Source organism: Stenotrophomonas sp. As-7 (assembly GCF_030291015.1).
Taxonomy (GTDB): domain Bacteria; phylum Pseudomonadota; class Gammaproteobacteria; order Xanthomonadales; family Xanthomonadaceae; genus Stenotrophomonas; species Stenotrophomonas lactitubi.
In genome coordinates, this window is the sequence record NZ_CP127405.1 from 3,475,515 (window position 1) to 3,500,763 (window position 25,249).

Below are 25,249 nucleotides of genomic sequence, written 5' to 3' on the forward strand. Positions count from 1 at the left end.
GCGGCAGTCTTCGCCGACCCTCTATACTGAGCCGACCCCCACGCAGTCTGCCGGGAAACGGCGCCGCTTCCAACGCCCGTCGTCTCCTTTCCGAACATTGCTCACGCATCAACGAGATTGCCATGTCCAACATCGTCATCGCCGCCGCCAAGCGCACCGCCATCGGCTCCTTCCTCGGCCAGTTCAACGGCGTTCCGACCCCGACCCTCGGCGCGGCCGCCATCGCCGCCGCGCTGGAACAGTCGGGCGTTCCTGCCAGCGACGTCTCCGAAGTCCTGATGGGCTGCGTGCTGCCGGCCAATCTCGGCCAGGCCCCTGCCCGCCAGGCAGCGATCGCCGCCGGCATCCCGCTGTCGGTCGGCGCGACCACCCTCAACAAGGTCTGTGGTTCGGGCATGAAGGCCATCATGCTCGGCCATGACCTGATCAAGGCCGGTTCGGCCAAGGTCGTGGTCGCCGGCGGCATGGAATCGATGTCCAACGCCCCGCACCTGCTGCCCAATTCGCGCACCGGCAACCGTTTCGGCAACTTCCAGGCTGTGGACCACATGGCCCACGACGGCCTGGTCAACGCCTATGACGGCAAGGCCATGGGCGAGTTCGCCGAATGCGCCGTGGACAAGTACCAGTTCACCCGCGAAGAGCAGGACGCTTACTCCATCGAATCGGTCAAGCGCGCACAGGCAGCCCAGGCCAACGGCGCGTTCGCCGACGAAATCGTTGCGGTGAAGGTCGCCACCCGCAAGGGTGAAGTCGAGGTCGCCAGCGACGAACAGCCCGGCCGTTCGGACATCGCCAAGATCCCGACCCTGCGCCCGGCCTTCAAGAAGGACGGCAGCGTGACCGCCGCCAGTTCCTCCAGCATTTCCGATGGCGCCGCCGCCGTGGTCCTGCTGACCGAAGAAGATGCTGCCGCACGCGGCCTGCAGCCGCTGGCGCGCATCGTCGGCCATGCCACCCATTCGCAGGAACCGGAGTGGTTCACCACCGCCCCGATCGGCGCCATCCACACCCTGCTGGAGAAGACCGGCTGGTCGCTGGACCAGATCGATCTGTTCGAAATCAACGAGGCCTTTGCCGTGGTGGCGATGGCACCGATGCGCGAACTGGGCATCCCGCACGACAAGCTCAACGTGAATGGCGGTGCCTGCGCGCTGGGCCATCCCATCGGTGCCTCCGGCGCACGCCTGGTGGTCACCCTGGTCAACGCATTGCGCACGCGCGGCGGCAAGCGCGGCATTGCCACCCTGTGCATCGGCGGCGGCGAAGCGACGGCTATCGCCATCGAGTTGATCTGAAAGGGTTTAACGTCTATTTCGCAAAAATGAATGCGGGATCGCTTGACACCCAATCTTGGCTTGTCATCATGTTGTCGGCGCGCAGCATGCGCGTTGCCTAATTCTAACGACGAGGATTTACACAATGAGCATCAACAAGCTGCTGGTCGCGATGTCCCTGGCTCTGGCCCTGGCCGCCTGCTCGAAGCAGGAAGCTGCCCAGGACGCCGCTGCTTCGGCCAACCAGGCCGCCACCGAAGCCCAGGCTGCTGCCGACCAGGCCGCCGCTGCTGGCGCCCAGACCGCCGACGCTGCCCAGCAGGCCGCTGACACCGCCGCCACCGCTGCTGACGCTTCGGTTGACGCCGCTGCCCAGGCTGCTGGCGCTGCCACCGACGCTGCTGCCGGCGCTGCTGCCGACGCTGCCAAGGCTGCTGAAGGCACCGCCGAGAAGGCCAAGGACGCTGCTGAAGAAGCCAAGAAGTAATAACTTCTTTCTTCAAGCTGTTCTGAAGAAGCCGCTGGTTCGCCAGCGGCTTTTTCTTTGCGCGCAGTTCCGTGTGCAGGTCACCACCACGTCTTCACAACGGTATGAATAGGCTGGCGTCCCCATCCATTGCAGTACCGGAGACCGCCATGAAGATTCGCCCGCTGACCACCACCCTGCTGGCCGCCTCCCTGCTGCTTGCACTGGCTGCCTGCAAGGGCCCGGAAGCCGAACAGGCCAAGCAGGATGCCGCGCAGGCCGCCGACAGCGCCGGTGCCGCCGCACGCGATGCCGTCGACAAGGCCGCCGCAGCCACCCGTGACGCCGCCGACAAGACCGCCGCCGCCTCCGAGCAGGCTGCCGCCGACACCCAGCAGGCGCTGGACAGCGCTGCCGCCGCCACCGCCAACGCGGCCGACAAGGCCAAGGTCGCAGCGACCGATGCCGCCGCGCACGCCAGCGACGCCACTGCCGATGCCGCGCAGAAGGTCGCCGACAAGGCTCGCGATGTGGCCGACGACGCCAAGGCCACCGCCGCCAAGGAAGAAGCCAAGCACTAAGGCCTTCGCGTTCGCCGGGCATGGCGCGGCGCTACCGGAAAAGCCGAGCACGGGCTCAGCTCTACAGGAAAAGCCGCGGCATCGCCGCGGCTTTTCTGCTTTTCGCTTCTTCTGTTGATTCCGTGCTGGGCGCCCACGGAAACCGCCCAAGGCCGCGCGGGTGGGCTGCGCAGGGGCGTGAGCCGCATGGATGCGGCGACCGAGCTTACAGGGACGTACTTGCAGCGCCCCCTGCGCAGCGCACCCGCGCGGCGCTGCTCACACTCCAGCAGCGCCCACCACGAGGGGCTCCGCCGTTGGCCGTCACCTACGGCAGCGCGCGCGCCAGCATCCCCGCCACATCCACCCCGGCCGGCAGCGTGCCGAATGCCAACCCATGTTCGCCCTGCAGCCGGCTGCGGATGAATGCATCGGCCATCGGACTGCGTGCACGCAGCAACAACGCCGCCTGCAGCAGCAAGGCCGTGCGTTCGCAGAACACCCGCGCCTGTGCCTCCTCCGGTGCCGCCGCATCGCGCCACTGCTGCAGCACCGCCGCATAGCGCGCATCACGGTCGGATACCGCCTCCAGTTCACCGCGTAGTGCCGCCAGCACCTCCGGTTCGCGCGCCAGCGCGCGCAGCACATCCAGGCACTGGATGTTGCCGCTGCCCTCCCAGATCGAATTCAACGGCGCCTGCCGGTACAGCCGCGGCAACATCGATTCCTCCACGTAGCCGGCACCGCCCAGGCACTCCTGTGCTTCGTTGACGAACGCAGGCGCACGCTTGCATATCCAGTACTTGCCCAATGCCGTACCCAGCCGCGCAAGTGCGGCCTCGGCCGGATCGCTACCGGCGTGATCGACCGCGCGCGCGATACGCATCGCCAGCACCGTGGCGGCTTCCGACTCCAGCGCCAGATCGGCCAGCACGTTGGCCATCAGCGGATGGTCCATCAGTGGCTTTCCAAAGGTGCGTCGATGCCGCGCGTGATGCAGCGCCTGTGCCAGCGCCATGCGCATTTCCGCCGCAGCGCCAAGCATGCAGTCCAGCCGGGTCATCATCACCATGCCGATGATGGTGGCCACGCCACGCCCTTCCTCGCCCACCCGCCAAGCCTGCGCACCGCAGAACTCCACTTCACTGGAGGCGTTGGCCCAGTCGCCCAGCTTGTCCTTCAAGCGCATCAGGCGAAACGCATTGCGATCGCCGTCGGCCAGCCGCCGTGGCATCAACAGGCAGGTCAATCCGGCCGGCGCCTGCGCCAGTACCAGGAAGCCATCGCACATCGGTGCGGAGAAGAACCACTTGTGCCCGATCAACCGATAGCGCTCGCCATCGATGGGTTCGGCGCGGGTAGTGTTGGCGCGCACGTCCGAGCCGCCCTGCTTCTCGGTCATGCCCATGCCCAGGGTGATGCCGGCCTTGTCGGCCACCGGCACATCACGCGGGTCGTATACCGGTGCGGCGGCCTTGCGCGACCACTCGGCCAGATGCGGCTGCCCGCGCAGCACGGCTACCGCTGCATGGGTCATGGTCAACGGGCAGCTGGTGCCGGCCTCGGCCTGGTGGTGCAGGTAGCTCAGTGCAGCGCGCGCGACATGGGCGCCGGGCTGCGGCTCATGCCAGGACAACCCGGCAACGCCATGCTCCTTCGCCGTCTGCATCAGCTGGTGGTACGCCGGATGGAATTCCACGGTATCGATGCGATGGCCCTGCGCATCGTGCGTGCGAAGGCGTGGGCGGTCGCGGTTGGCGTCGAAGCCGATGCGGTACAGCTCGTCCCCGGCCAGCCCTCCATACACCGCCAGGCGTGGCGCGAACGCTGCCGCACCCTCGCGCTGCACGGCCTCCATCAGTGCGACGTCGTCGGTCCACAACTGGCGACCGGCGAACGGTGGCGGCTGGTTGAGCACCACGTGGGTTTCGTAGGGAGCGCTGCTGTTGAAGCTCGGTCCACTCATCGGTTCCTTCCCCGCCGGCAAGAGGTGTGCGGCCCGATTGTGCCGTATCGTCCGGCAACCCCGCGTTCAGGCCGATTCTCGCCGCGTGCACGACCGCCACGCCACAGTGAGGGCATGGCAGGCAATGACGATCTGGTGGTACTGCGGCCGGAAGGGCTGTACTGCGCGGCAGGCGATTTCCATATCGATCCCTGGCGGCCGGTGCCGCGCGCGGTCATCACCCATGGCCATGGCGACCATGCGCGTCCGGGCATGGGGGAATACCACTGCAGCACCGGCAGCGTGCCGATCCTGCGCTGGCGCCTGGGCGATGTGCCGCTGCACGCGCATGCCGAGGGCGTGCCGTTCGCGCTGGGCCGGGTGCAGGTATCACTGCATCCGGCCGGCCACGTGCTCGGCTCGTCGCAGGTGCGCATCGACGACGGTGAGCAGGTCTGGGTGGCGTCGGGCGACTACAAACGCCAGCCCGACCCCACCTGCACACCGTTCGAAGTGGTGCCCTGCGATACCTTCATCACCGAGGCGACCTTTGCACTGCCGATCTATCGCTGGCCGGATACCCGCGCCGTGGCGGCCGAGATCGCCGCCTGGCGTCGTGAGTGTGCGCAGCGCGGGGAGGCGGCCGTACTGCTCTGTTATGCACTGGGCAAGGCGCAACGTGTGCTTGCCGAGCTGCGCGCGGTGGATGACCAGCCTGCCTGGCTGCATGGCGCCATCGCCAACGGCGTCGCCGTCTATCGCCAGGCCGGTGTACCGATGCTCGAAACGCTCACGGTTGCCGAGCAGGGACGTCAGCCCGATGCCGCAGGCCAGCTGATCCTGGCGCCACCCTCGGCCGCCGGCACGCCATGGCTGCGTCGGTTCGGCCGCCACCAGCTCGGCTTCGCCTCGGGCTGGATGCAGTTGCGCGGCAACCGCCGCCGCCGCAACGTCGACCGTGGCTTCGTGATCTCCGACCATGCCGATTGGCCAGCACTCCTGCAGACCATCACGCAGACCGGCGCGCAGAGGATCATCGCCACCCACGGCAACACCGATGCGCTGATTCCGTACCTGCGCGAACGCGGCATTGCCGCCGAAGCCTTCCGCACCGATTTCGGAGGCGAGGAATGAAGGCCTTCGCCGCGCTGTACCAGCGGCTGGATCGCAGCACCGCGACGCTGGACAAGCGCGCGGCATTGATCGACTACTTCCAGCATGCACGACCGCACGACGCGGCGTGGGCGCTGTACCTGCTCAGCGGCGGCAAGGTGAGCGGCGCGCGCCGCAAGATTGCAGGCAGTGGCGAACTGCGGGCGTGGATCGCCGAAGAATCCGGCCTGCCGCCATGGCTGGTCGAGGACAGCTACGCGCAGGTCGGCGACCTTGCCGAAACACTCACGCTGCTGCTGGATGATCCTGACAGCGAAGGCGAGGATCGCCCCCTGGCCGACTGGATCGAACAGCACCTGCTTGCCGTCGCCAACCAGCCGGAGCCCGTGCGTCGTGCCGCTGTAGTCGAGGGCTGGCGACAGCTTGCATCGGCCGAACGCCTGGTCTTCAACAAGCTGCTGACCGGCGCACTGCGCGTTGGCGTGTCGCAGCGCGTGGTGCAGCAGGCATTGGCCGAGTGGTCCGGACTGGACATCGCTCGTATCGCCCAGCGCATGCTCGGCGACTGGGTGCCCTCCCCCGGCCTGCTGGCCACTTTGTTGTCTGCCGAAGAACTGCCGACCGATCGCCAGCAGCCCTATCCGTTCTTCCTGGCCTCGCCGCTGGAAGGTGAGCCCACCGAGCGGCTGGGCGACATCAGCAACTGGCTGCTGGAATGGAAGTGGGATGGCATCCGCCTGCAGTTGCTGCGGCGCCAGGGTGAGGTGGCGCTGTGGTCGCGCGGCGAAGAACGGCTGGACGGTCGCTTCCCGGAGATCGAACAGGCCGCCGCATCACTGCCCGATGGCTGCGTGCTGGATGGCGAGCTGCTGGCATGGGACGATGCTGACAATCTGCCGCGTGCATTCACCGCGCTGCAGACCCGCATCCAGCGCCGCAAACCCGGCGCCGCCACCCTGCGCAACACACCGGTGCGCGTGCTCGCCTACGATCTGCTTGAACGCGACGGTGAAGACCTGCGTGCGCTGCCACTGCAACAACGTCGCGCGCAGTTGGCCGAGGTGGTCGGCGCGCTCGGCGATCCGCGCATCCAGCTGTCGCCCGAGGTGCCCGCCGACGATTGGCAGCATGCCGCGCAGCTGCGCGAAGCATCGCGCGAGCGCGGCGTGGAAGGGCTGATGCTGAAGCGCCGCGATTCGATCTACCAGTCCGGGCGTCGCCGCGGCGACTGGTGGAAGTGGAAGGTCGAGCCGCTCACCATCGACGCCGTACTGCTGTATGCACAGGCGGGTCATGGCCGGCGCAGCACGCTCTACACCGACTACACCTTCGGGGTCTGGGACGGCGACACGCTGGTTCCCGTGGCCAAGGCCTATTCCGGGCTGGACGACAAGGAAATCCTCGCCCTCGATCGTTGGATCCGCGCGCATACCCGCGAGCGCTTCGGTCCGGTACGCAGCGTCAGTGCCGAGCAGGTGTTCGAACTCGGCTTCGAAGCGGTCAACCGCAGCGCGCGGCACAAGTCCGGCATTGCCGTGCGCTTTCCACGCATCCTGCGCTGGCGTCACGACAAACCGGCTGCCGAAGCCGACCACCTGGCCCAGTTGCAGGCACTGGCGCGATGAAGCGCAGCGATGCGCTGCAGCGCCTGAACGACTGGTTCGGCAGCCGCGGTTGGCGCCCCCTGCCCTTCCAGCGCGCGATGTGGCGCCACTATCTGGCCGGAGAATCCGGCCTGCTGCACACCCCCACCGGCAGCGGCAAAACTCTGGCCATGTTCGGCGGCCCCTTGCTGCAGGCGATGCTCGACCCGCCCCCCACACCGCGTCGTGCCAGCGCGGTACGCCCGCTGCAGGTGCTGTGGGTGACACCGCTGCGGGCGCTGGCCAGCGATACCGCACGCGCGCTGCAGGCACCGATCGACGGCCTTGGCCTGGGCTGGCGCGTGGGGCTGCGCAGCGGCGATGCCAGCAACCGCGACAGGCGCCTGGCCCGCGAAGGTCGCATCGACGTACTGGTGACCACACCGGAGTCGCTGGCGCTGCTGCTCAGCTATCCCGACACCCTTGAACGCATGCGCCAGCTGCGCTGCGTTGTGGTGGACGAATGGCACGAACTGCTGGGCAACAAGCGCGGCGTGCTGCTGCAGTTGAACCTGGCGCTGTTGCGTCAGACAGCACCCACGATGCAGCTGTGGGGGCTGTCGGCAACATTGGGCAACCTGCCGCAGGCACGCGACGTACTGCTGCCGCACCAGCCACAGGCACCGATCGTGGAGGGCGCACGGCAGCGGCCGGTAAAGATCCGCAGCCTGCTGCCCGAACCCGGCGAACGCTTTCCCTGGGCCGGGCATCTAGGCCTGGCGCAACTGCCGCGTGTGCTCGATGCAGTGTTCCGCGCACGCAGCAGCCTGCTCTTCACCAATACCCGTGCACAGGCGGAACTGTGGCACCAGGCCCTCGCGGCGGTGTGGCCGGAGGATGCCGGGACGCTCGCCCTGCACCACGGCTCATTGGATCCCACGCTGCGCCAGCAGGTGGAAGACGGACTGCGTGCCGGCACGCTGCGGTGCGTGGTGGCCACGTCCAGCCTGGATCTGGGTGTGGACTTTCCGGAAGTGGACCAGGTGCTGCAGCTGGGCAGTCCGAAGGGCGTAGCCCGCCTGCGCCAGCGGGCCGGGCGTGCGCGCCATCGGCCCGGCGCCAGCGGCGAGATACTGTGCATTCCCAGCCACGCGCTGGAACTGGCCGAGTACGCGGCGGCCCGACGCGCGCTGCATGACGGGGTGATCGAAGCACGACGTCCCCCTACCTTGTCACTGGATGTACTGGCCCAGCATGCCGTCAGCCGCGCACTGGCTGGCGGCTTCGATGCCGATGCACTGTTGCAGCAGGTTCGTGACACGCATGCCTTCGCCGCGCTGGACGACGCACAGTGGAATGCCGTGCTCGATTTCATCGTGCAGGGCGGACGAGCACTGTCCCGGTATCCGGAGTTCCACAAGGTGGTACGCGATGCCGATGGTCTCTACCGCATGCCCGATCGCCGCCAGGCGCTGCGCCATCGGCTGTCGATCGGCACCATCAGCAGCGACGGCAGCGTGCGCGTGCAGTTCCTGCGTGGCGGCAGTCTGGGCGCGGTGGAAGAGCAGTTCGCCAGCCGCCTGCGCCGGGGCGACCGCTTCCAGTTTGCCGGGCGTCTGCTGGAGCTGGTGCAGCTGCGCGACATGACCGCGTTCGTGCGCGTGGCACGCGGTGGCGGCGATGGCGTGGTGCCGCGCTGGCAGGGCGGGCAGCTGCCGTTGTCGATGCCACTGGGGCGCGAACTGGAGAGGGTGCTGTCGGGCGCCGACCAGAGTGCGGAGTCGCGCTGGCTTGCGCCGCTGCGGGCGTTGCAGTCGCAGCTGTCTGCGCCGCCATCACCTGGCCACCTGCTGGTGGAAGATGTGCGTCGGCGCGAGGGCCAGTTCCTGTTCGTCTATCCCTTTGCGGGCCGCCATGTGCACGAAGCGTTGGCCGCGCTGCTTGCCCTGCGCTGCACCCGGCAGCAGCGCAACAGCATCGGCTATGCGGTGAACGACCATGGTCTGGTACTCGCGCCGGCAACGCCGGTGGAACTGCAGGAACAGGACTGGCGGGCGATGCTGGATGCTGACGGTCTGCTGCAGGACCTGCGCGAAGCGGTGAACCTGGGCGAGCTGACGCGCCGTCAGTTCCGCGGCATCGCGCGCGTGTCGGGCCTGCTGGTGCCCAGCCTGCCCGGTGGCATGCCGCGCTCGCTGCGCCAGCTGCAGGCTTCCGCCGGTCTGCTGCATGACGTGCTGCGCGAGCACGACCCGGAGCATCTGCTGCTGGCATTGGCCGAGCATGAGGTGCTGCACGACAGCCTGGATCTGCCCGGACTGCAGCAGGTGCTGGCAGGCATCGCCACACGTTCGTTGTCGTTGCAGCAGCCATCCTCACTGACCCCACTGGCATTTCCGCTGTGGGCCGAGCGCCTGCGTGGGCAGTTCAGCAATGAAGACTGGCGCACGCGCGTGCAGCGTGCGGCGCAGCAGCTGGAGCGCCGCCATGGCCGCTGATCTGCCGCTGCAGCTGGGCGGTGAGTCGATGCTGCTGCTGGGTGGTCGGGCGCTGCTGTGGCCGGCACGTCGCGCGTTGTTGATCGCCGACCTGCACCTGGGCAAGGCGGACGTATTCCGGCGCGCGGGAATCGCCCTGCCGGCCGGCGGTACCGGCGATGACCTGAAGCGCCTGCAGGAACTGGTGACCACCCACCACTGCCAGCAACTGTGGATTCTCGGCGACGTCCTGCATGGTCCGGCGCATCGCGCGGCCTGGTACCAGCAATGGCTCGGTTGGCGCGAGCAGCATGCTGCGCTGGACATCCACGTGGTGCGCGGCAATCACGACCGTGATCTACCGAAGGCCGCGCTACAGGTGCAGATGCATGACGACGCACGCTTGGGGCCGTTCCTGCTGCGGCACGAGCCGCTGGCCGATGCCTCCACGCACGTGCTTGCCGGCCATGTGCACCCGCAGGTTGCGTTGCCGGCGCTGCGTCGACGCTTTCCCGCGTTCTGGCTGCGCCAGGGCATCACCATCCTGCCGGCGTTCTCTGCATTCACCGCCGGTGTCGTGCCTGTACTGGCACCGGGCGAACAGCTGCTCGCCTGTGTGGAAGACAGCGTGGTGCCGCTGCCGGTTCGCTGACTCGTCGAGGCCTGCGTCGAGGCCTGCCCTGCATTACGACGGGCGGGCGACGATCCCGGGCATCAGGCTGAAATCCGACACTTGCTCGTCAGCGTGGCGCGGCAGCGCCTGTATCGCCACCAGCATCTCGTGGGCGCAGGCGCGGATATGGTCGTGGTTTTCCGGTGATGCGTGGCTGATCAAACTGCCGACATGGAACTCGAACACATCTTCCAGTACGTCGGGCTGGTCCTCGTGCAGCATCCGCAGCAGACCGCGCAGCTTGCAGATTTCCGATTCCAGCTTCTCGACCGCGAACAACATGGCGTCCTCCTCGTGCATCGTGCGGCGCATCCGGGCCGCAGCAGGCAGCGACGGCGGCGCCACCCGGGCCACGCGATGATCGATCACGAAAAGGAAAACGGGCGACGCGGCTGCCGCGTGCTCATCTCTTGTCGCATATACGGGGTGAGGTAATCGTTAATCGACGTGACGAAAGATTCACGCGGTGGCCGGAATTGCCACGCTCTGTGCGGCCGAGGGTGCGGCGGCCAGCGCGTCGATGAATGCCGGATCGAGCGGCAACGCGCCCAGCCACCCGTGCTGGGTACCGCTGAGCACGCGCAGCATGTGCCCGCGCCCGCCAGGCAGTCGTCCCATCGGCCCCAGCAGCACGTCGCGGGCTTTTGCCCACGCATCGCGATCGGACTGGAACAGCGGCGTCAGCCAGCGGCTCCAGCGCTGATAGACCGCCACGTGCGCACGCCGTTGCGCTTGGTAAGCCTGCAATGCAGGTTCGCCTGCACCGTGGGTGCGCAACGCGTCGCGCAGTGCCAGCGCATCCAGCAGCGCCATGTTCACGCCCTGCCCCAGCTGCGGGCTCATCGCATGTGCTGCATCACCGACCAGTACCAGCCGGCCCTGATGCCAACGCTTCATCACGGCATCGCGGTACACCGCGCGCGCCAGTTGCCCAGCGTCCTGCAGATGGGTAAAGCGCGCGCCCGCCTGTGGCCACAGCGTATGCAGTTCTTCCAGCCAGGGCGCCATGCCGTCGCCCTGCCAGCGCTCGAAATCCGCGCGCGGCAGGCTCCAGAAGAAGCTCAGGCGAGGCGTATCGTCACCCGGACGGGTACCGACCGGCAGCAGGCCGATCATCTTGCGCGCGGCGACGTAGCGCTGCCGCAGCTGCTGCATGTGCGGCCAGTCTTCGGCCGGCAACAGGCACCACAGCGCGCCCCACGGGTACACCCGGTCCAGCGCCGCGCCACCGTCGATGCCGTTGCGCAGCGTGGACGCAGCGCCGTCGGCGGCAACCACCAGATCGAACGGTCCATGCGTGCGGCCGTCGCTGTCGCGCAAGCGCCCCTGCTGGTGGTCGACCTCGACGATGGTCGTACCGACGTGCAGCTCGCCGGCGCCTTCGCGCGCCTGGTCCAGCACCGAGAACAACGCGCCCCGCTGCATGCCCAGGCCATGCAGGCGCGCATCCAGGCCGTCATAGCCCATGTCCATCACCGCGCGCTCGCACGGGGTATCGCCATACAGCCGGCGCACCGGCATGGCGTAGCCACGCACCGCATCGAGCAGGCCCATCTGCCACAGCACCTGCAGTCCGCTGGGCTGCAGCAGGAATCCTGCGCCCACCGGCCCTGGCGTCGGCACGCGTTCGAAGATCTCCACCTCGTGGCCATCACGGGTGAGCAGGATGGCCAATGCCTGGCCAGCGGTGCCGTATCCAATTACGGCGATGCGCAGTCGTTCCGTCATGCCCGCATTGTGCCATCGGCGCAGGGGCGGTACATCAGCTGCCTTCCCAGCAGAAGCGGTGCATCGGGCTCCGCCGGCTTTCATGGCCTCTGTTGGCGCGCGCGTGATTCCGCAACGGAAGCGCCTGTCCTTGCGTGCGAAGTAAAGGAGGAGGCGATGGCCGCAGGCCGGCGCCGGGGGACATTCGCACGCAAGGACAGGCGCTCCCACAGCAAGGGCATCTTCACGTTCACGGCCCGCAAAAAAAAACCCCGCCGAAGCGGGGTTCTCAACGCACTATCGAGTGGATCACTCGGCCGGAACGATGTTCGAGGCCTGGGCGCCCTTCGGGCCCTGGGTCACGTCGTAGGTGACCTTCTGGCCTTCCTGCAGACTGCGGAAGCCCTTGGAGTTGATCGCGGAGAAGTGCGCGAAGACGTCGGCGCTGCCGTCCTCCGGCGAGATGAAGCCAAATCCCTTGGCGTCGTTGAACCACTTGACGGTACCGTTCGGCATGGTGATGCGTGACCTTATGCAATGAATGGGTGGTGTACGCTGAACCCGCGCACAAGCTGAGTATGCAAAGCTTGTTACGCGAAGACAATCACCCCCGCGCCAATTCGCCGACCAGTTCCGGAAGTCCGTTGCTGGCGGCCTGCACATTGGCCAGTACTTCGGCCATGGTGATTTCCTCGCCGTCACCGCACCCGGCGGCCCAGTTGGCAACGATCGCCAGGCAGGCGTAATCCAGCCCCAGCTCGCGTGCCAGCGCCGCTTCGGGCATACCGGTCATGCCCACCAGGTCGCAACCATCGCGGCGCATACGCGCGATTTCAGCGATGGTTTCCAGTCGCGGGCCCTGCGTTGCGCCGTAGCAACCGCCATCGTGGACCTTCACGCCGGTCACCTTCGCCGCCGCCAGGATCTTGCTGCGCAGCATCGGCGTGTACGGATGGCCGAAGTCGACGTGCACCACGTCGGTGCCTTCTTCTTCGCAGATCGTGCTGATCCGGCCCCAGGTGTAATCGATTACCTGATCCGGACAGGCCAGCACGCGCGGACCGAAATCGTCACCGATGCCGCCCACGGTATTCAGCGCCAACACACGCTGCGCGCCGATCTGCTGCAGCGCGGCCAGGTTGGCGCGGTAGTTGATCTTGTGCGGCGGCAGCGAATGACCTTCACCGTGGCGCGCCAGGAAAGCCACGCGATGACCGAGCAATGTCCCGACCCGCACCGGGCCGGACGGCTGTCCGAAACGGGTCGAGACTTCGTGGGTCTGCACGTCGTCAAGCTTGGCCAGGTTGTAGACACCGGTGCCGCCAATCACGGCCAGGGCGATCTGTTGCATGAAGAGCACTCCAGAGAAAAAAGAACGCCGGCACCCGAGGATGCCGGCGGCAGGAAACGCGGGCCGCAGGCGGCCGCGTTGTTATTCCTTCATCGCGTAGATGGCCGGCACGCAGCGCAGGGTTTCGTTGACGTCCATGCCGAAACCGAACACGTAGCGATCCGGCAGTTCGATGCCGGCGTAGTCGGCGGTGACGTCCGGCAGCGCGCGATCGTGCTTCTTCACGGTCATCGCGGCAATGCGCACGTCGGTCGCGCCCTGCTCCAGGCACCAGGTGCGCACGCCCTGCAGGGTGTAACCCTCGTCGAGGATGTCATCGACCAGCAGCACGCGGCGACCGAACAGCGCGGTGGCCGGCTTGTGCTTCCACACCAGGTCGCCACCGGTGGTCTCGCCACGGTAACGGGTGGCGTGCAGGTAATCGAACTGCACGTCCTGGCCACGCGCCCCCAGTTCCAGTGCCAGCTGGCCTGCGAACGGCAGCGCACCGTGCATGATCGACAGGAACAGCGGCACCTCGCCCTGGTAATCGCGCGCGATGGCGTCGGCGATGCCGGCAATGGCCTTGTCGATGGTGGGACGATCGACCAGCAGGTCGGCTTGGGCCAGGGCCTGGGAAATGGTGAGGTTCGGCATCAGACGGTTCTTCCAAGGGTTTGAAGCAGACGGGATTGGGTGTCGCCATGGCGGGCATCGGCCAGCAGGCCATCCCAGCCAAGCGCGCCGCGGCCGAGCAGGCCCAGCAGCGCGGCGGTATTGAGGGAGCGTCCCTGCACCGCGTGCAGGGCTTCATCGACCAGTTCCGGGTGGCAGACCAGCACCACGTCGCAGCCGGCATCCAGGTGTGCGTGCACGCGCGCCGGCACGCCACCGGCGCTGTGCGAGGCGGCCATGCCGATGTCATCGGAGAACACCACGCCGCGGAAGCCGAGCTCGCCACGCAGGATCTGCTGGATCCAGCGCGGCGAGTAGCCAGCCGGTTCCGGCGCAACCTGCGGATAGATCACGTGCGCCATCATCACCGCATCGGCACCGGCGGCGATACCGGCCGCGAACGGGACCAGATCCTGTGCGCGTAGTTCATCCAGCGCACGCGGATCGATCGCGGTATCCACATGGGTGTCTTCCAGCACGGTGCCATGGCCGGGGAAATGCTTGAGGGTGGCGGCCATGCCGACCGCGTGCATGCCACGCACATAGGCGGCGGTGAACGCGGCCACGACCTGCGGGTCTTCACTGAAGGCACGGTTGCCGATGGCGCGATTGCCACGCCCAAGGTCGACCACCGGCGCGAAGCTCAGGTCCACACCGCTGGCACGCACTTCACTGGCCATCAGCCAGGCGTGCTGCTCGGCCAAGGCAAGCGCAGCGTCGGGGTCCCTGGCGTACTGGACACCAATGTCCTGCAGCGGCGGCAGCTCGCTGAAGCCCTCGCGGAAGCGCTGCACGCGCCCCCCTTCCTGGTCCACGCAGATCAACTGCGGGCGCGGTGCGGCAGCGCGGATCGCCGCCGACAGTTCGGTCACCTGCTGCCGCGAAGCGAAGTTGCGCTTGAACAGCACCACCCCGGCCACAGCATCGTGCTGCAGCCAGTCACGTTCCTGGGCGGTCAGTTCAGTGCCGGCAACGCCGATCAGCAGCATGGTCGATCTCCACAACGGGCGCCCGCATGGCGCAGTGCCGCATTGTCGCAGAACCGGCCAACAGGCGCAGTGGTCAAAAAAGGGGACGGAGGGGATTAACGCGCAATCGGCCCACTGGTGCCGAATACGACTTAATCCCCCCCGTCCCCTGTTGCGGTCCGGTCAGACCTTGCAACCGTCCGCGCCGCAGGCGTCGTCGCTGCCATCCGGGGCACCCTGCGCGCCCCGCCCTGTCGCCTGCTCGACGGCAATCTGGCGCAGCGCGTTGGCGAAGGCTTCCGGCGGCTGCGCGCCGGATACAGCCCAGCGGCCGTCGATGACGAAGGTGGGCACCGAGGAGATACCCAGGGCATGGGCCTGCGCCAGGCCCGCTTCCACTTCGGCCAGGCCACGATCGCCGGCCAGCATCTGCTGGATCTCATCTGCGCCCAGACCACCTGCGGCGCCGGCCTCGACCAGCACCGCCGGGTCGGCCAGATTCCGCCCATGCTCGAAGTGGGCGCGGAACAGCGCCTCGCCGACCGCCTCCTGCACGCCGTGCTGGCCAGCCAGCCACAACAGGCGATGCGCCGGCAGCGTGGTTACCCGCACCTGGCCCTGGCCGAAGTCCATCGGCAAGCCCTCGGCCCGCGCAGTGGTCTGGGTCTGGCCAAGAATCTGCTCGGTGCGCTCGGCACCGCCGAACTTGCGCTCATAGGCCTCGCGCAGCGGCACCGGGGTGGCGTCCGCATCCGGATCGAGCTGGAACGGCTGCCAGTGGATCTCAAGTTCGGGCGCGTCGGCGCCCAGCAACTGCACACCCTGCTGGAAGCGATGCTTGCCGATCCAGCACCAGGGGCAGACCACGTCGGAGTAGATGTCGATTCTCATCCCTGCGACATGTGGCCTGCTCGCCCCGAAAAAAGGGGACGGAGGGAATTAAGTCGCATTCTGCACAGCTGGGATCAAGACGCCCCTCTACTTCACCACTGTGAATAGGGATTATTGGCCAACGCCACGTTGTAGTAGCGCGCGTCGTCGGTCACCTCAGCGCCGATCCAGTCCGGCAGGTCGATGGCCTGATCAGCGCTGTCGAGCTCGACTTCGGCAACCACCAGGCCGGCGTTGTCGCCAAGGAACTCGTCCACTTCCCAGGTCAGGCCGGCGTACTCGACCAGGTGCCGGCGCTTGTCGATCAGGCCGCCGACGCACAGCGCCAGCAGGTCGCGCGCGTCCTGCACCGGGATCGGGTAGTCGAACTCCTGCCGGGTATGGCCCAGCGTTCGCGACTTCAGGTTCAGTGCGGCCTTCTCGCCTTCGATGCGGACCCGCACCGAGGCGTTCTGGGTGCCGCGGTCGAGCGCACCCAGATCGTTGATGTAGCCCTGCGCCATCGGGATGACCCGGTGCGCGGCGGTGCGCCACCCATCATGGGTGACGAGGAATTTGCGTTCGATTTCAATGCCCATGGGCACAGTATGCGGCTCACGCCAGACGCTGCCTATCGGCGCGGCGACAGGCACGACTACACTGCGCGGCCCCCAACCAAGGAATGGTCGCTCATGACACTTTCCCGTCGTCTTCGTCGCTGCCTTGCCCTGTCGGCACTGCTGCCGTGTGTGGCCGCCAATGCCGCATCAACGGCGATGCCATCGCTGCAGCAGGCACAGGCCGCGATGGACCGGATGTTCGATCAGGCCATTGCCGATCGCCCCGCCAGCGACAGCAGCCGCCTGGTCGCCGAGACCTTCCGGCCCCGCCTGCAGGCCCTGGACAGCTGCGCAGCCGCCGAGGCCGGCGACGCCGTCGATTGCATCGCCACCGCCAGCGCAGGCATCGATTCGCGACCGCAGCTGCTGCGGCTGGCACTGGTGGGCGGCGTGTGGACCCTGCCTGACCAGCGCGATGTCCCGGTTCCGGCGCCGCCGAAGGATCGGGTGCAGGCCCTGCTGCGGGAACGGATCGCCGCACAGGCGCAGCAGCAGGCCGACCCCGCCCTGCGCGCACGCTACGAGCAGGCGGCCGGCACCCTGCAGGTGCAGGACGTGAGGAGCTGCGACGTTGCCAGCGACAGGGCCGTCATCGAATGCACGGTGCGCGCCGGCGACGGCAACGAGCACGGCGAGCAGTCCATGGCCTTCGTGCGCGTGGACGGCCAGTGGCAGAACGCCCCGGCCGACTGAGCGCGCTGCTTCCGCAGCAGGCGCCGGGCAGACCCCGGCGCTGCATTCATCAACGCTTTTCGAACACCGCGATGCTTTCCACATGCGCGGTATGCGGGAACATGTCCATCGCACCGGCGCTGACCAGAGTGAAGCCCTGTTCGTTGACCAGGTAGCCGGCATCGCGGGCCAGCGAGCCCGGATGGCAGCTGACATAGACGATGCGCTTGAACTGCTTCAACGGCAGCTGCTGCAGCACTTCGATGGCACCGGAACGCGGCGGATCCAGCAGCAGTTTGTCGAAGCCCTGGCGCATCCACGGCGTGCTGCGCTGGTCCTGGGTCAGGTCGGCGCTGTAGAACTGCGCGTTGGCCAGTCCGTTGCGCTCGGCGTTCTCGCGCGCACGCGCCACCAGCCCGGCATCACCTTCCACGCCCACCACTTCGCGCACCTTGCGTGCCAGCGGCAGGGTGAAGTTGCCCAGGCCACAGAACAGGTCCAGCACGCGCTCGTCGGCACCCGGCTCAAGCAGGTCCAGCGCGTGGGCGATCATCTTCTCGTTGAGCTTGGCATTGACCTGGATGAAATCCAGCGGACGGAACGCCAGTTCGACATCCCACGGCGCCAGCCGGAACGACAGCGCCACGCCCTGCCCGTCCAGCGGCTGCACGGTGTCCACGCCACCCGACTGCAGGTAGATGACAAAGCCCTGCTGCTGGCCAAAGGCCGCCCAGGCAGCGCGATCAGCGTCACTCAGCGGCTGCAGGTGGCGCACGGTCAGTACCACCGCCTGGTCACCGGCGATGAACTCGATCTGCGGGATGTCGCGCTTGCCGTCCAGGGATTCGATGAAGGTCGACAGCACCTCCACCTTGGTGCCGATTTCCGGGATCACGGTCAGGCACTGCTGCAGGTCCGCGACGAAGCGCGGGTCCTGCTCGCGGAAGCCGACCAGGGTCTTGTCCTTCTTCTCGACCCGGCGCACAGAGAACCGGCCCTTGCGGCGGTAGCCCCAGCTGTCGCCGACCAGCGGCGGCAACACGGTGCCCGGCTTCACATGGCCGATGCGCTCCAGGTTGTCCATCAGCACGCGCTGCTTGGCGACGATCTGCTGGTCTTCATCCAGGTGCTGCAGCACGCAGCCGGCGCAGGTGCCGAAATGCGGGCACTTGGGGGTGACCCGCTGCGGCGAGGCCTGCAGCACCTGCACCGTGCGCGCCTCATCGAAGTGGCGGCTGCGGGCGGTCTGTTCGGCCATCACCACTTCGCCCGGCAGGGCGCCGCTGATGAAGGTGACCTTGCCGCCCTCGCCTTCACGGCGGGCAACACCGCGACCATCATGGCTGAGGTCGAGGATCTCGGTCTGGAAGGGAGTACGGTCGATACGGGAGCGGGATCGGGCCACGTGGCAACAGGCTGCGGGCAAAAGTGGGGCCGTATTGTCGCAGATCCTGACCGGCGGGGCCGCTGGCCGCTTGCGCCCGCCGCCGCCGTGCTTGATGATTGACCCCAGCTGACATGGAGGCAGCCCTGATGCAGATGACCCCGCGGGCCAGTCGACCCCGCTTCCTGCTTGTCGAGGACGACATCATCAGCCGCGGTTTTTTCAAAGCGGCGTTGGAAACGTTACCAGCGGATGTGGACACCGCCGATTCACTGGCCAGCGCTTTGGCACGCGCCGAGCCCGGTGCCCACGATCTGTGGCTGATCGACGTCAACCTGCCCGATGGCAATGGTGCCCAGCTGTTGCACCAGCTGCGCCGCTCGCACCCGGACACCCCGGCGCTGGCGCATACCGCCGACGGCGATGCCGCCATTCACGCACGCCTGCGCGAGGCTGGCTTCAGCGACACCCTGGTCAAGCCGCTGGGCCGCGACCAGCTGCTGAAGGCGGTCCGTCGTGCGCTGGTCAACAGCCCTGCCGGTTCCACGGTGCCGCCAGCGGCGGTCGAGCTGGCGCTGGAGGACTGGGATGAAACCGCCGCTCTGGCCGCGCTCAATGGCCAGCGCAACCACCTGATTGCCCTGCGCGAACTGTTCCTGGCCGAACTGCCGGGCGTGCGCGACGCGGTCGAACAGGCCGTGGACCAGCACGACGAGCGCCAGCTGCGCAGCCAGCTGCACCGGTTGCAGGCCAGCTGCGGGTTCGTGGGTGCAGCGCGACTGGCACGCGCGGTGCGGCAGCTGCACCACACGCCCGAATCGGGGCAGGCACAGGCGGGGTTCCGCGCCGCCGTAGCGGCCCTGCTGCACTGAGGGGTTCGGCCGGGCTGCGCCCGGCACCCGCAGAGGCAACGGCCGGAGCAACGGCCAAAGCAACGGCCAAAGCCAAAGCGGCTTCCTGCGGGATGGCGGGGCGGCATGGGCTGGCAGGACACGCCGTAAACCCATCCATGGGGGCTCGATGGCGCCATCCATGGCGCCAACGGTCCTGCCAACCCATGCCGCCCCACCCCTGACAGTTTCCCGTTGTCTGGTAGATCCACGCCATGCGTGGATGAATCCATCGAAATCGAATATTTCGACAATTGAACGAAGAGCATCCACGCATGGCGTGGATCTACGTGTCGACCAAGGTCGACACCTACCAGAGCCGGAAGCCGTTCCGACAGCTCGCGGACAATTGTCGAAGGCGGGATGGGTCCGGTGGCAGGGGCGTGAGCCGCATGGATGCGGCGACCGAGCCTACAGGGACGTATTTACGGCGTCCCCTGCCACCGGACCCACCCCGCCTACCCACGGATAGCCAGCTCTTGCCGTTGACGTTGACGTTGATTCGGCAGGTGCAGGGCTGCAAGCCCTGCCGAACACCCCTCAACGCCTGGGCGCGAGCTGCTCCAGCATCTCCCACGACTTCAACCCGCGCGCGCCAAGGTGATGAGCCAGCACCCGCCGCATCGGCAGGCGCAGGCTGGCCAGATCGGCTGCGTCCGGCTCATCGTCGGCTGCCAGCGCCAACAGTGCTGAGCCGGTAGCCGCTGCACGACGCTCGCCGCCGCGCTCGCTGAGCAGGCGCTGCGGTCCTTCCTGCGGGTCCAGTTCATAGCGCGCCGCGGGGTCGATCGGCTGGCCATCGCTGGCGGTCTCCAGATCGAAGCCCACGCCCAGCGCCGCCAGCAGCTCGCGTTCGAAACGACGCAGGGTCCAGGCCAGGCCGGCACCCACGGCCAGGCGCGCACGCGCTTCGCCGTAGGCCAGGTACAACTCCGGCAACGGATCCTGGCGCGGCGCCAGGCGCAGGGTCAGTTCACTCAAATAGAACCCGGCCAGCATGGCCTGGCCGAGCAGGCGCGGCGCCACATCCAGCGCTTCAGCACCGCGCAGCTGGGCCAGTTCGCCACGCTGCAGCGCGCTGAAGCGGATCCACTGCAGGGGCTGCAGGGCCGCTCTCAGCACCTGGCCCTTGGCGGTGGAAACGCCGCGCGCGAGCAGGCCGATCCGGCCGTGCTCGGCGCTCAATACCTCGACCAGCAAGCTGGTCTCGCGATAGGCCCGCGCATGCAGCACGAAGCCGGTGTCGTCCTCGATCAGCATCGAAGCGACCGTCGCGGCTTATTCGTAGCCGAAGGCCTTCAGCGCGGCCTCGTCATCGGACCAGCCCTCACGCACGCGCACCCAGGTTTCCAGGAACACCTTGGCCCCGAACAGACGCTCCATCTGCAGGCGGGACTTGGCCCCGATCTCCTTCAGGCGGGTGCCGCCCTTGCCGATCACGATCGCCTTCTGGCCTTCGCGCTCGACCCAGATCACCGCACCGATGCGCAGCAGGTTGCCGTCCTCGGTGAAGCGCTCGATCTCCACCGTGGTGGCGTACGGCAGCTCTTCGCCCAACTGGCGCATCAGCTGTTCACGCACGAGTTCGCCCGCCAGGAAGCGCTGGCTGCGGTCGGTGATTTCGTCTTCGCCGAACATCGGCGGGGCTTCCGGCAACAGCGCCAGCACATCACGGACCAGGGCTTCCAGGCCGTTGCGCTTCTGCGCCGAAATCGGATGCACCGACGAGAAGTCACGGCCAGCGGTCACTTCCTGCAGGAACGGCAGCAGTGCGCCCTTGTCCTTCATGCGGTCGATCTTGTTGACCACCAGCACCACCGGAATACCGGCGTCACGCAGCACGTTGAAGGCCAGGCTGTCCTCTTCGTCCCAGCGTCCGGCTTCGATCACCAGCAGGCCGGCGTCAACGCCTTCCAGCGAACCGCGCGCGGCGCGGTTCATGACCCGGTTCATCGCACGCTTCTGCACCTTGTGCAGGCCGGGCGTGTCGACCAGCACCAGCTGCCCTTCCGGGTAGGTGGCGATGCCCAGCAGGCGGTGACGGGTGGTCTGCGGCCGGTTGGACACGATGCTGACCTTGGCCCCGACCAACGCATTGGTCAGGGTCGATTTGCCCACGTTCGGGCGGCCGATGACGGCCACGCTGCCGCAATGATGGGGAGTTTGTTCGCTCACTTGGAATCCAGTTGTTCAAGGACGGCCGCAGCCGCTTGTTGTTCGGCGATCCGCCGCGAGGAGCCTTCGCCCTCGGTGCTGGCGGCGGGGTCGGCTACGTTGCAGCGTACCCGGAAGTGTTTGGCGTGGTCGTCACCGGATTCTGACACCAGTTCGTACTGGGGCAACGCCTTCTGTCGGCCCTGCAGCCATTCCTGCAGGCGGGTCTTGGGATCCTTCTCCGGTCGCCCGGTGGCCGGCAGCGCCTCCATCGAGGCGGCAAACCAGGGCAGGACCATCGCCCGGCAGGCTTCAAAGCCCACGTCCAGGTAGATCGCCGCGACCACGGCCTCGAATGCATCGGCCAGGGTCGAGTCGCGGCGATGGCCGCCGGACTTCATTTCGCCAGGCCCCATCGTCAGCCGATCACCCAGCTGCAGGGTGCGGGCGATCACCGCCAGCGCACCCTCGCGCACCAGTTCGGCGCGGGCGCGGGTCATCGCGCCTTCGTCTGCCTTGGGCCAGCGCAGGTACAACGCCTCGGCGACCATCATGTTGACGATGCTGTCGCCAAGGAATTCCAGCCGCTCGTTATGCGGCGCGCCGGCACTGCGATGGGTCAGCGCCTGCTTGAGCAGGTCTGGATCGCGGAAGGCATGACCGATCAGGTCTTCACGTTGGAAAGATTTATTCGGCACCGCTACGGGTCAGGTCCTGGGAAGAATCGAATTTGCCAACCACGTCCAGGTTGCCGACCAGCGGGCGGCGCACTTCGTAGTTGACCTTGAGGGTCCAGCCATTGTCGCGACGGTCGAACTTGACGTTGGCCGGCTTCACATTGTCCGAGTAGTTGATGTACAGCCGCTTGAAGAACAGGTCCTGGATGTTGGCCGGCGCCATGCTGCCGATACCGGGTTCCTTGGCCAGGCTCTTCATTGCCGAGCGCACCGCGTAATACTCCTGGTACATCGGGAACAGCTTCATGCCGACGTAGAGGAAGAAGCCAACCACGATCAGGACTACCAGGAACGAAGTCAGGGTCATGCCGCGCTGCGTGTTCATCGTCTTCATTGCGTTCTCCCCAGATACGCGAGTGGATGTGAAGTCAGTTGATGCTCGAGCCGATCCGCGACGGTTCGAAGCCGTCCTTGCAGAACCAGCCCTGGCAGTTCAGCCAGATCAGGAATGCCTTGCCACGCAGGTTCTCTTCCGGCAGCAGGCCCCAGAAACGGCCGTCGTCGCTGTTGTCACGATTGTCGCCCATCACCAGGTACTTGCCAGCCGGCACGGTCCACTGGCCCTGGCCACGCGGATAGTCGGTCTCCAGCACGGTGTGGGTGCGGCCCGGCAGGTGCTCGACCAGCAGGTTGGCGCCCTCGCCCTGGCCCTTGTGGCCGGCGTAGATGCCCTTGTTGTCGTACTTCAGCGGCTCGCCGTTGAGGATCACGCCGTCGCCTTCGAACACCACGGTGTCACCCGGCACGCCGATCACGCGCTTGATGAAGTTCTCGCCCTTGGCCGGGTCGTTGTCGCCATGGCCGGGGAAGTGGAACACCACCACGTCACCGCGGGCCGGATCGCCGACCGGCACGAAGCGGGTATTGGTGATCGGCAGGCGCAGGCCGTAGGAGAACTTGTTGACCAGGATGAAATCGCCGATCAGCAGGTTCGGCATCATCGAGCTGGACGGGATCTTGTACGGCTCGGCGATGAAGCTGCGCACGATCAGCACGATCGCCAGCACCGGGAAGAACGCACGCGAGTAGTCCACCAGCACCGGCTCGGTGTCGAGCAGGCCGGCGCGCTGGGCGCGACGCTTGGCCAGGTACAGCTTGTCGGCCAGCAGGATCAGGCCGGAGGCCAGGGTCAGCACGACCAGGAGGATCTCAAACAGTTTCATTCAGGGTCCTTTGCAACGTCACCGGACGATCGGCCCGAAGGCCGGTTTCGGGGCTTATTTGTTGTCCATCTGCAGCACGGCCAGGAAGGCTTCCTGCGGAATTTCCACGCGGCCGACCTGCTTCATGCGCTTCTTGCCTTCCTTCTGCTTTTCCAGAAGCTTCTTCTTGCGCGAAACGTCGCCACCATAGCACTTGGCCAGAACGTTCTTGCGCATGGCCTTGACCGTGGTGCGCGAGATGATCTGCGAGCCGACGGCGGCCTGGATGGCGACGTCGAACTGCTGGCGCGGGATCAGGTCCTTCATCTTCTCGCACAGCTCGCGACCACGACGATCGGCATGGCTGCGGTGCACGATCAGCGACAGCGCATCGACCTTGTCGCCATTGATCAGCACGTCCACGCGCACGAACGGACCGGCATCGAAGCGCACGAAGTGATAGTCCAGCGAGGCATAGCCACGGCTGACCGACTTCAGCTTGTCGAAGAAGTCCAGCACCACTTCGGCCATCGGCAGCTCGTAGCTGATCTGCACCTGGCTACCCAGGTAGTTGATGCCGAGCTGGCTGCCGCGCTTTTCTTCGCACAGCTTGATGATGTTGCCGATGTACTCCTCGGGGGTGAGCACGTTGGCGCGGATGATCGGCTCGCGGATCTCCTGCACATGGTTCACCGGCGGCAGCTTGGCCGGGTTGTCCATGTTGATGATCGTGCCGTCGGTCTTCAGGACTTCATACACCACCGTCGGCGCGGTGCTGATCAGGTCCAGGTTGTATTCGCGCTCCAGGCGTTCCTGCACGATTTCCATATGCAGCATGCCGAGGAAGCCGCAGCGGAAACCAAAGCCCATCGCTTCGGAACTTTCCGGCTCGAAGCGCAGCGCGGCATCGTTCAGACGCAGCTTGTCCAGCGCTTCGCGCAGATCCGGGTAATCCTCGGCATCGACCGGGAACAGGCCGGCGAACACGCGCGGCTGCATTTCCTGGAAGCCCGGCAGCGGCTTCGGCGCCGGGTCGGCAGCGAGGGTGAGGGTGTCACCGACGGGCGCGCCGTGCACGTCCTTGATGCTGGCGGTGACCCAGCCCACCTCGCCCGCGCGCAGTGCCGGCAGCACCTTGCGCTTGGGGGTGAACACACCGACGTTGTCGACCTGGTGGTTGCGGCCGGTGGACATCACCTGCAGTTTGTCGCCGGCCTTGATCTCGCCCTGCATCACGCGCACCAGCGAGACCACGCCCAGGTAGTTGTCGAACCACGAGTCGATGATCAGCGCCTGCAGCTTGTCGGTATCACGCGGCACCGGCGGCGGAATGCGATGCACGATCGCTTCCAGCACGTCGACCACGTTCAGGCCGGTCTTGGCACTGACCGGGACCGCGTCGCTGGCATCGATGCCGATCACGGCCTCGATCTCGGCCTTGGCGCGCTCGATATCGGCGGTAGGCAGGTCGATCTTGTTGATCACCGGCACCACTTCCAGCCCCTGCTCCACCGCGGTGTAGCAGTTGGCCACCGACTGCGCCTCCACACCCTGTGCCGCATCGACCACCAGCAGCGCGCCCTCGCAGGCGGCCAGCGAGCGGCTGACTTCATAGGAGAAGTCGACGTGGCCGGGGGTGTCGATGAAGTTCAGGTGGTAGGTCTGGCCGTCCTTCGCCACGTACGGCAGCGACACCGACTGCGCCTTGATGGTGATGCCACGCTCGCGCTCGATCGGGTTGGAGTCGAGCACCTGCGCTTCCATCTCGCGGGCCTGGAGGCCGCCACAGAGCTGGATGATGCGGTCGGCCAGCGTGGACTTGCCGTGGTCGACGTGGGCGATGATGGAGAAGTTGCGGATGTTCCGCATCGAATCAGAGGACATAGAGAGGTGGCGGCGGCGCGCGGCGTCGTCAGGGTAACGGTCGATTATCGCATGCCCGGAGGGTGACCGCGTGGTTGGCCTGTCCGGGCAAGCCCCGGAATGGCCGAAGCCCCGCCGGGGCG

General features: G+C 67.0%; 25 protein-coding genes. 9 read left to right on the forward strand and 16 right to left on the reverse strand.

Annotated elements, in window-relative coordinates; genetic code table 11:
• Positions 1–122 precede the first annotated feature (122 nt).
• The 3 genes from QP457_RS16015 to QP457_RS16025 all read left to right on the forward strand — a co-directional run bounded on the left by QP457_RS16015 (position 123) and on the right by QP457_RS16025 (position 2,324).
• Positions 123–1,298: a thiolase family protein gene (locus tag QP457_RS16015; protein ID WP_100553193.1), complete on the forward strand. Its 1,176-nt coding sequence runs from the start codon at positions 123–125 to the stop codon at positions 1,296–1,298.
• Positions 1,299–1,422: 124 nt separating this feature from the next.
• Positions 1,423–1,764 (forward strand): hypothetical protein, encoded by a 342-nt coding sequence (locus tag QP457_RS16020; RefSeq protein ID WP_089236409.1) that lies wholly within the window; start codon positions 1,423–1,425, stop codon positions 1,762–1,764.
• 149 nt (positions 1,765–1,913) lie between these two features.
• Positions 1,914–2,324 carry a hypothetical protein gene (locus QP457_RS16025; protein WP_089236410.1) on the forward strand — a complete coding sequence of 137 codons (411 nt, stop codon included), beginning with the start codon at positions 1,914–1,916 and terminating at the stop codon, positions 2,322–2,324.
• Positions 2,325–2,631: 307 nt separating this feature from the next.
• Here the strand turns inward: QP457_RS16025 and QP457_RS16030 are convergent, their stop codons facing one another.
• The gene (locus QP457_RS16030) at positions 2,632–4,269 is read right to left on the reverse strand and encodes an acyl-CoA dehydrogenase family protein (RefSeq protein WP_205406243.1); all 1,638 of its coding nucleotides are present in this window, start codon (positions 4,267–4,269) and stop codon (positions 2,632–2,634) included.
• 114 nt (positions 4,270–4,383) lie between these two features.
• Here QP457_RS16030 and QP457_RS16035 point away from each other — a divergent pair, with 114 nt between their 5' ends.
• The 4 genes from QP457_RS16035 to pdeM are packed head-to-tail and all read left to right on the forward strand — an operon-like array spanning position 4,384 to position 10,073.
• On the forward strand, positions 4,384–5,382 hold the full coding sequence (locus QP457_RS16035) for a ligase-associated DNA damage response exonuclease (protein ID WP_180166246.1): 999 nt from the start codon (positions 4,384–4,386) through the stop codon (positions 5,380–5,382).
• Positions 5,379–6,986 carry an ATP-dependent DNA ligase gene (locus tag QP457_RS16040; RefSeq protein ID WP_205406244.1) on the forward strand — a complete coding sequence of 536 codons (1,608 nt, stop codon included), beginning with the start codon at positions 5,379–5,381 and terminating at the stop codon, positions 6,984–6,986. Before QP457_RS16035 ends, QP457_RS16040 begins: the two co-directional genes overlap by 4 nt.
• Positions 6,983–9,442 (forward strand): ligase-associated DNA damage response DEXH box helicase, encoded by a 2,460-nt coding sequence (locus QP457_RS16045; RefSeq protein WP_205406245.1) that lies wholly within the window; start codon positions 6,983–6,985, stop codon positions 9,440–9,442. The genes QP457_RS16040 and QP457_RS16045 overlap by 4 nt, the downstream gene beginning before the upstream one ends.
• Positions 9,432–10,073 carry a ligase-associated DNA damage response endonuclease PdeM gene (pdeM, locus tag QP457_RS16050; RefSeq protein ID WP_180166243.1) on the forward strand — a complete coding sequence of 214 codons (642 nt, stop codon included), beginning with the start codon at positions 9,432–9,434 and terminating at the stop codon, positions 10,071–10,073. Before QP457_RS16045 ends, pdeM begins: the two co-directional genes overlap by 11 nt.
• A gap of 33 nt (positions 10,074–10,106) precedes the next feature.
• Here the strand turns inward: pdeM and QP457_RS16055 are convergent, their stop codons facing one another.
• The 8 genes from QP457_RS16055 to QP457_RS16090 form a co-directional block, all read right to left on the reverse strand.
• Positions 10,107–10,376: a hypothetical protein gene (locus tag QP457_RS16055; protein ID WP_205406255.1), complete on the reverse strand. Its 270-nt coding sequence runs from the start codon at positions 10,374–10,376 to the stop codon at positions 10,107–10,109.
• A 177-nt stretch (positions 10,377–10,553) separates the two neighbouring features.
• Positions 10,554–11,822 carry an NAD(P)/FAD-dependent oxidoreductase gene (locus QP457_RS16060; RefSeq protein ID WP_180166242.1) on the reverse strand — a complete coding sequence of 423 codons (1,269 nt, stop codon included), beginning with the start codon at positions 11,820–11,822 and terminating at the stop codon, positions 10,554–10,556.
• A 288-nt stretch (positions 11,823–12,110) separates the two neighbouring features.
• On the reverse strand, positions 12,111–12,317 hold the full coding sequence (locus tag QP457_RS16065) for a cold-shock protein (RefSeq protein WP_019183439.1): 207 nt from the start codon (positions 12,315–12,317) through the stop codon (positions 12,111–12,113).
• An 88-nt stretch (positions 12,318–12,405) separates the two neighbouring features.
• On the reverse strand, positions 12,406–13,152 hold the full coding sequence (locus QP457_RS16070) for an S-methyl-5'-thioinosine phosphorylase (protein ID WP_099818943.1): 747 nt from the start codon (positions 13,150–13,152) through the stop codon (positions 12,406–12,408).
• Positions 13,153–13,233: 81 nt separating this feature from the next.
• A complete protein-coding gene (locus tag QP457_RS16075; protein WP_025879180.1) occupies positions 13,234–13,788 on the reverse strand; it encodes a hypoxanthine-guanine phosphoribosyltransferase in 555 nt (184 codons plus the stop codon).
• Positions 13,788–14,795 carry a beta-N-acetylhexosaminidase gene (nagZ, locus tag QP457_RS16080; protein ID WP_205406246.1) on the reverse strand — a complete coding sequence of 336 codons (1,008 nt, stop codon included), beginning with the start codon at positions 14,793–14,795 and terminating at the stop codon, positions 13,788–13,790. Before nagZ ends, QP457_RS16075 begins: the two co-directional genes overlap by 1 nt.
• A 162-nt stretch (positions 14,796–14,957) precedes the next feature.
• Complete coding sequence (locus QP457_RS16085; RefSeq protein WP_205406247.1) at positions 14,958–15,665, reverse strand: DsbA family oxidoreductase; 708 nt, start codon at positions 15,663–15,665, stop codon at positions 14,958–14,960.
• 92 nt (positions 15,666–15,757) lie between these two features.
• Positions 15,758–16,243, reverse strand: a complete 486-nt coding sequence (locus QP457_RS16090) for a CYTH domain-containing protein (protein ID WP_100461406.1) — start codon at positions 16,241–16,243, stop codon at positions 15,758–15,760.
• A gap of 93 nt (positions 16,244–16,336) precedes the next feature.
• On the opposite strand from QP457_RS16090, the gene QP457_RS16095 reads away from it, so the two are divergent.
• On the forward strand, positions 16,337–16,957 hold the full coding sequence (locus QP457_RS16095) for a hypothetical protein (protein ID WP_205406248.1): 621 nt from the start codon (positions 16,337–16,339) through the stop codon (positions 16,955–16,957).
• 49 nt (positions 16,958–17,006) lie between these two features.
• Here the strand turns inward: QP457_RS16095 and rlmD are convergent, their stop codons facing one another.
• Positions 17,007–18,341 carry a 23S rRNA (uracil(1939)-C(5))-methyltransferase RlmD gene (rlmD, locus tag QP457_RS16100; protein ID WP_099818938.1) on the reverse strand — a complete coding sequence of 445 codons (1,335 nt, stop codon included), beginning with the start codon at positions 18,339–18,341 and terminating at the stop codon, positions 17,007–17,009.
• Between the two features lie 128 nt (positions 18,342–18,469).
• Between rlmD and QP457_RS16105 the strand changes: the two genes are divergently transcribed.
• Positions 18,470–19,192 carry a response regulator gene (locus tag QP457_RS16105; RefSeq protein ID WP_025879186.1) on the forward strand — a complete coding sequence of 241 codons (723 nt, stop codon included), beginning with the start codon at positions 18,470–18,472 and terminating at the stop codon, positions 19,190–19,192.
• 558 nt (positions 19,193–19,750) lie between these two features.
• Here the strand turns inward: QP457_RS16105 and recO are convergent.
• The 6 genes from recO to lepA are packed head-to-tail and all read right to left on the reverse strand — an operon-like array spanning position 19,751 to position 25,112.
• On the reverse strand, positions 19,751–20,470 hold the full coding sequence (recO, locus tag QP457_RS16110) for a DNA repair protein RecO (RefSeq protein ID WP_099818937.1): 720 nt from the start codon (positions 20,468–20,470) through the stop codon (positions 19,751–19,753).
• An 18-nt stretch (positions 20,471–20,488) separates the two neighbouring features.
• The gene (gene era, locus QP457_RS16115; RefSeq protein ID WP_025877117.1) at positions 20,489–21,385 is read right to left on the reverse strand and encodes a GTPase Era; all 897 of its coding nucleotides are present in this window, start codon (positions 21,383–21,385) and stop codon (positions 20,489–20,491) included.
• Positions 21,382–22,062: a ribonuclease III gene (gene rnc, locus QP457_RS16120; protein ID WP_032977092.1), complete on the reverse strand. Its 681-nt coding sequence runs from the start codon at positions 22,060–22,062 to the stop codon at positions 21,382–21,384. Before rnc ends, era begins: the two co-directional genes overlap by 4 nt.
• Positions 22,052–22,435 (reverse strand): DUF4845 domain-containing protein, encoded by a 384-nt coding sequence (locus QP457_RS16125; RefSeq protein ID WP_100553201.1) that lies wholly within the window; start codon positions 22,433–22,435, stop codon positions 22,052–22,054. Before QP457_RS16125 ends, rnc begins: the two co-directional genes overlap by 11 nt.
• A gap of 34 nt (positions 22,436–22,469) precedes the next feature.
• Complete coding sequence (gene lepB, locus QP457_RS16130) at positions 22,470–23,264, reverse strand: signal peptidase I (RefSeq protein WP_025877111.1); 795 nt, start codon at positions 23,262–23,264, stop codon at positions 22,470–22,472.
• Positions 23,265–23,318: 54 nt separating this feature from the next.
• A complete protein-coding gene (lepA, locus tag QP457_RS16135; RefSeq protein ID WP_162291979.1) occupies positions 23,319–25,112 on the reverse strand; it encodes a translation elongation factor 4 in 1,794 nt (597 codons plus the stop codon).
• Positions 25,113–25,249: the final 137 nt, after the last annotated feature.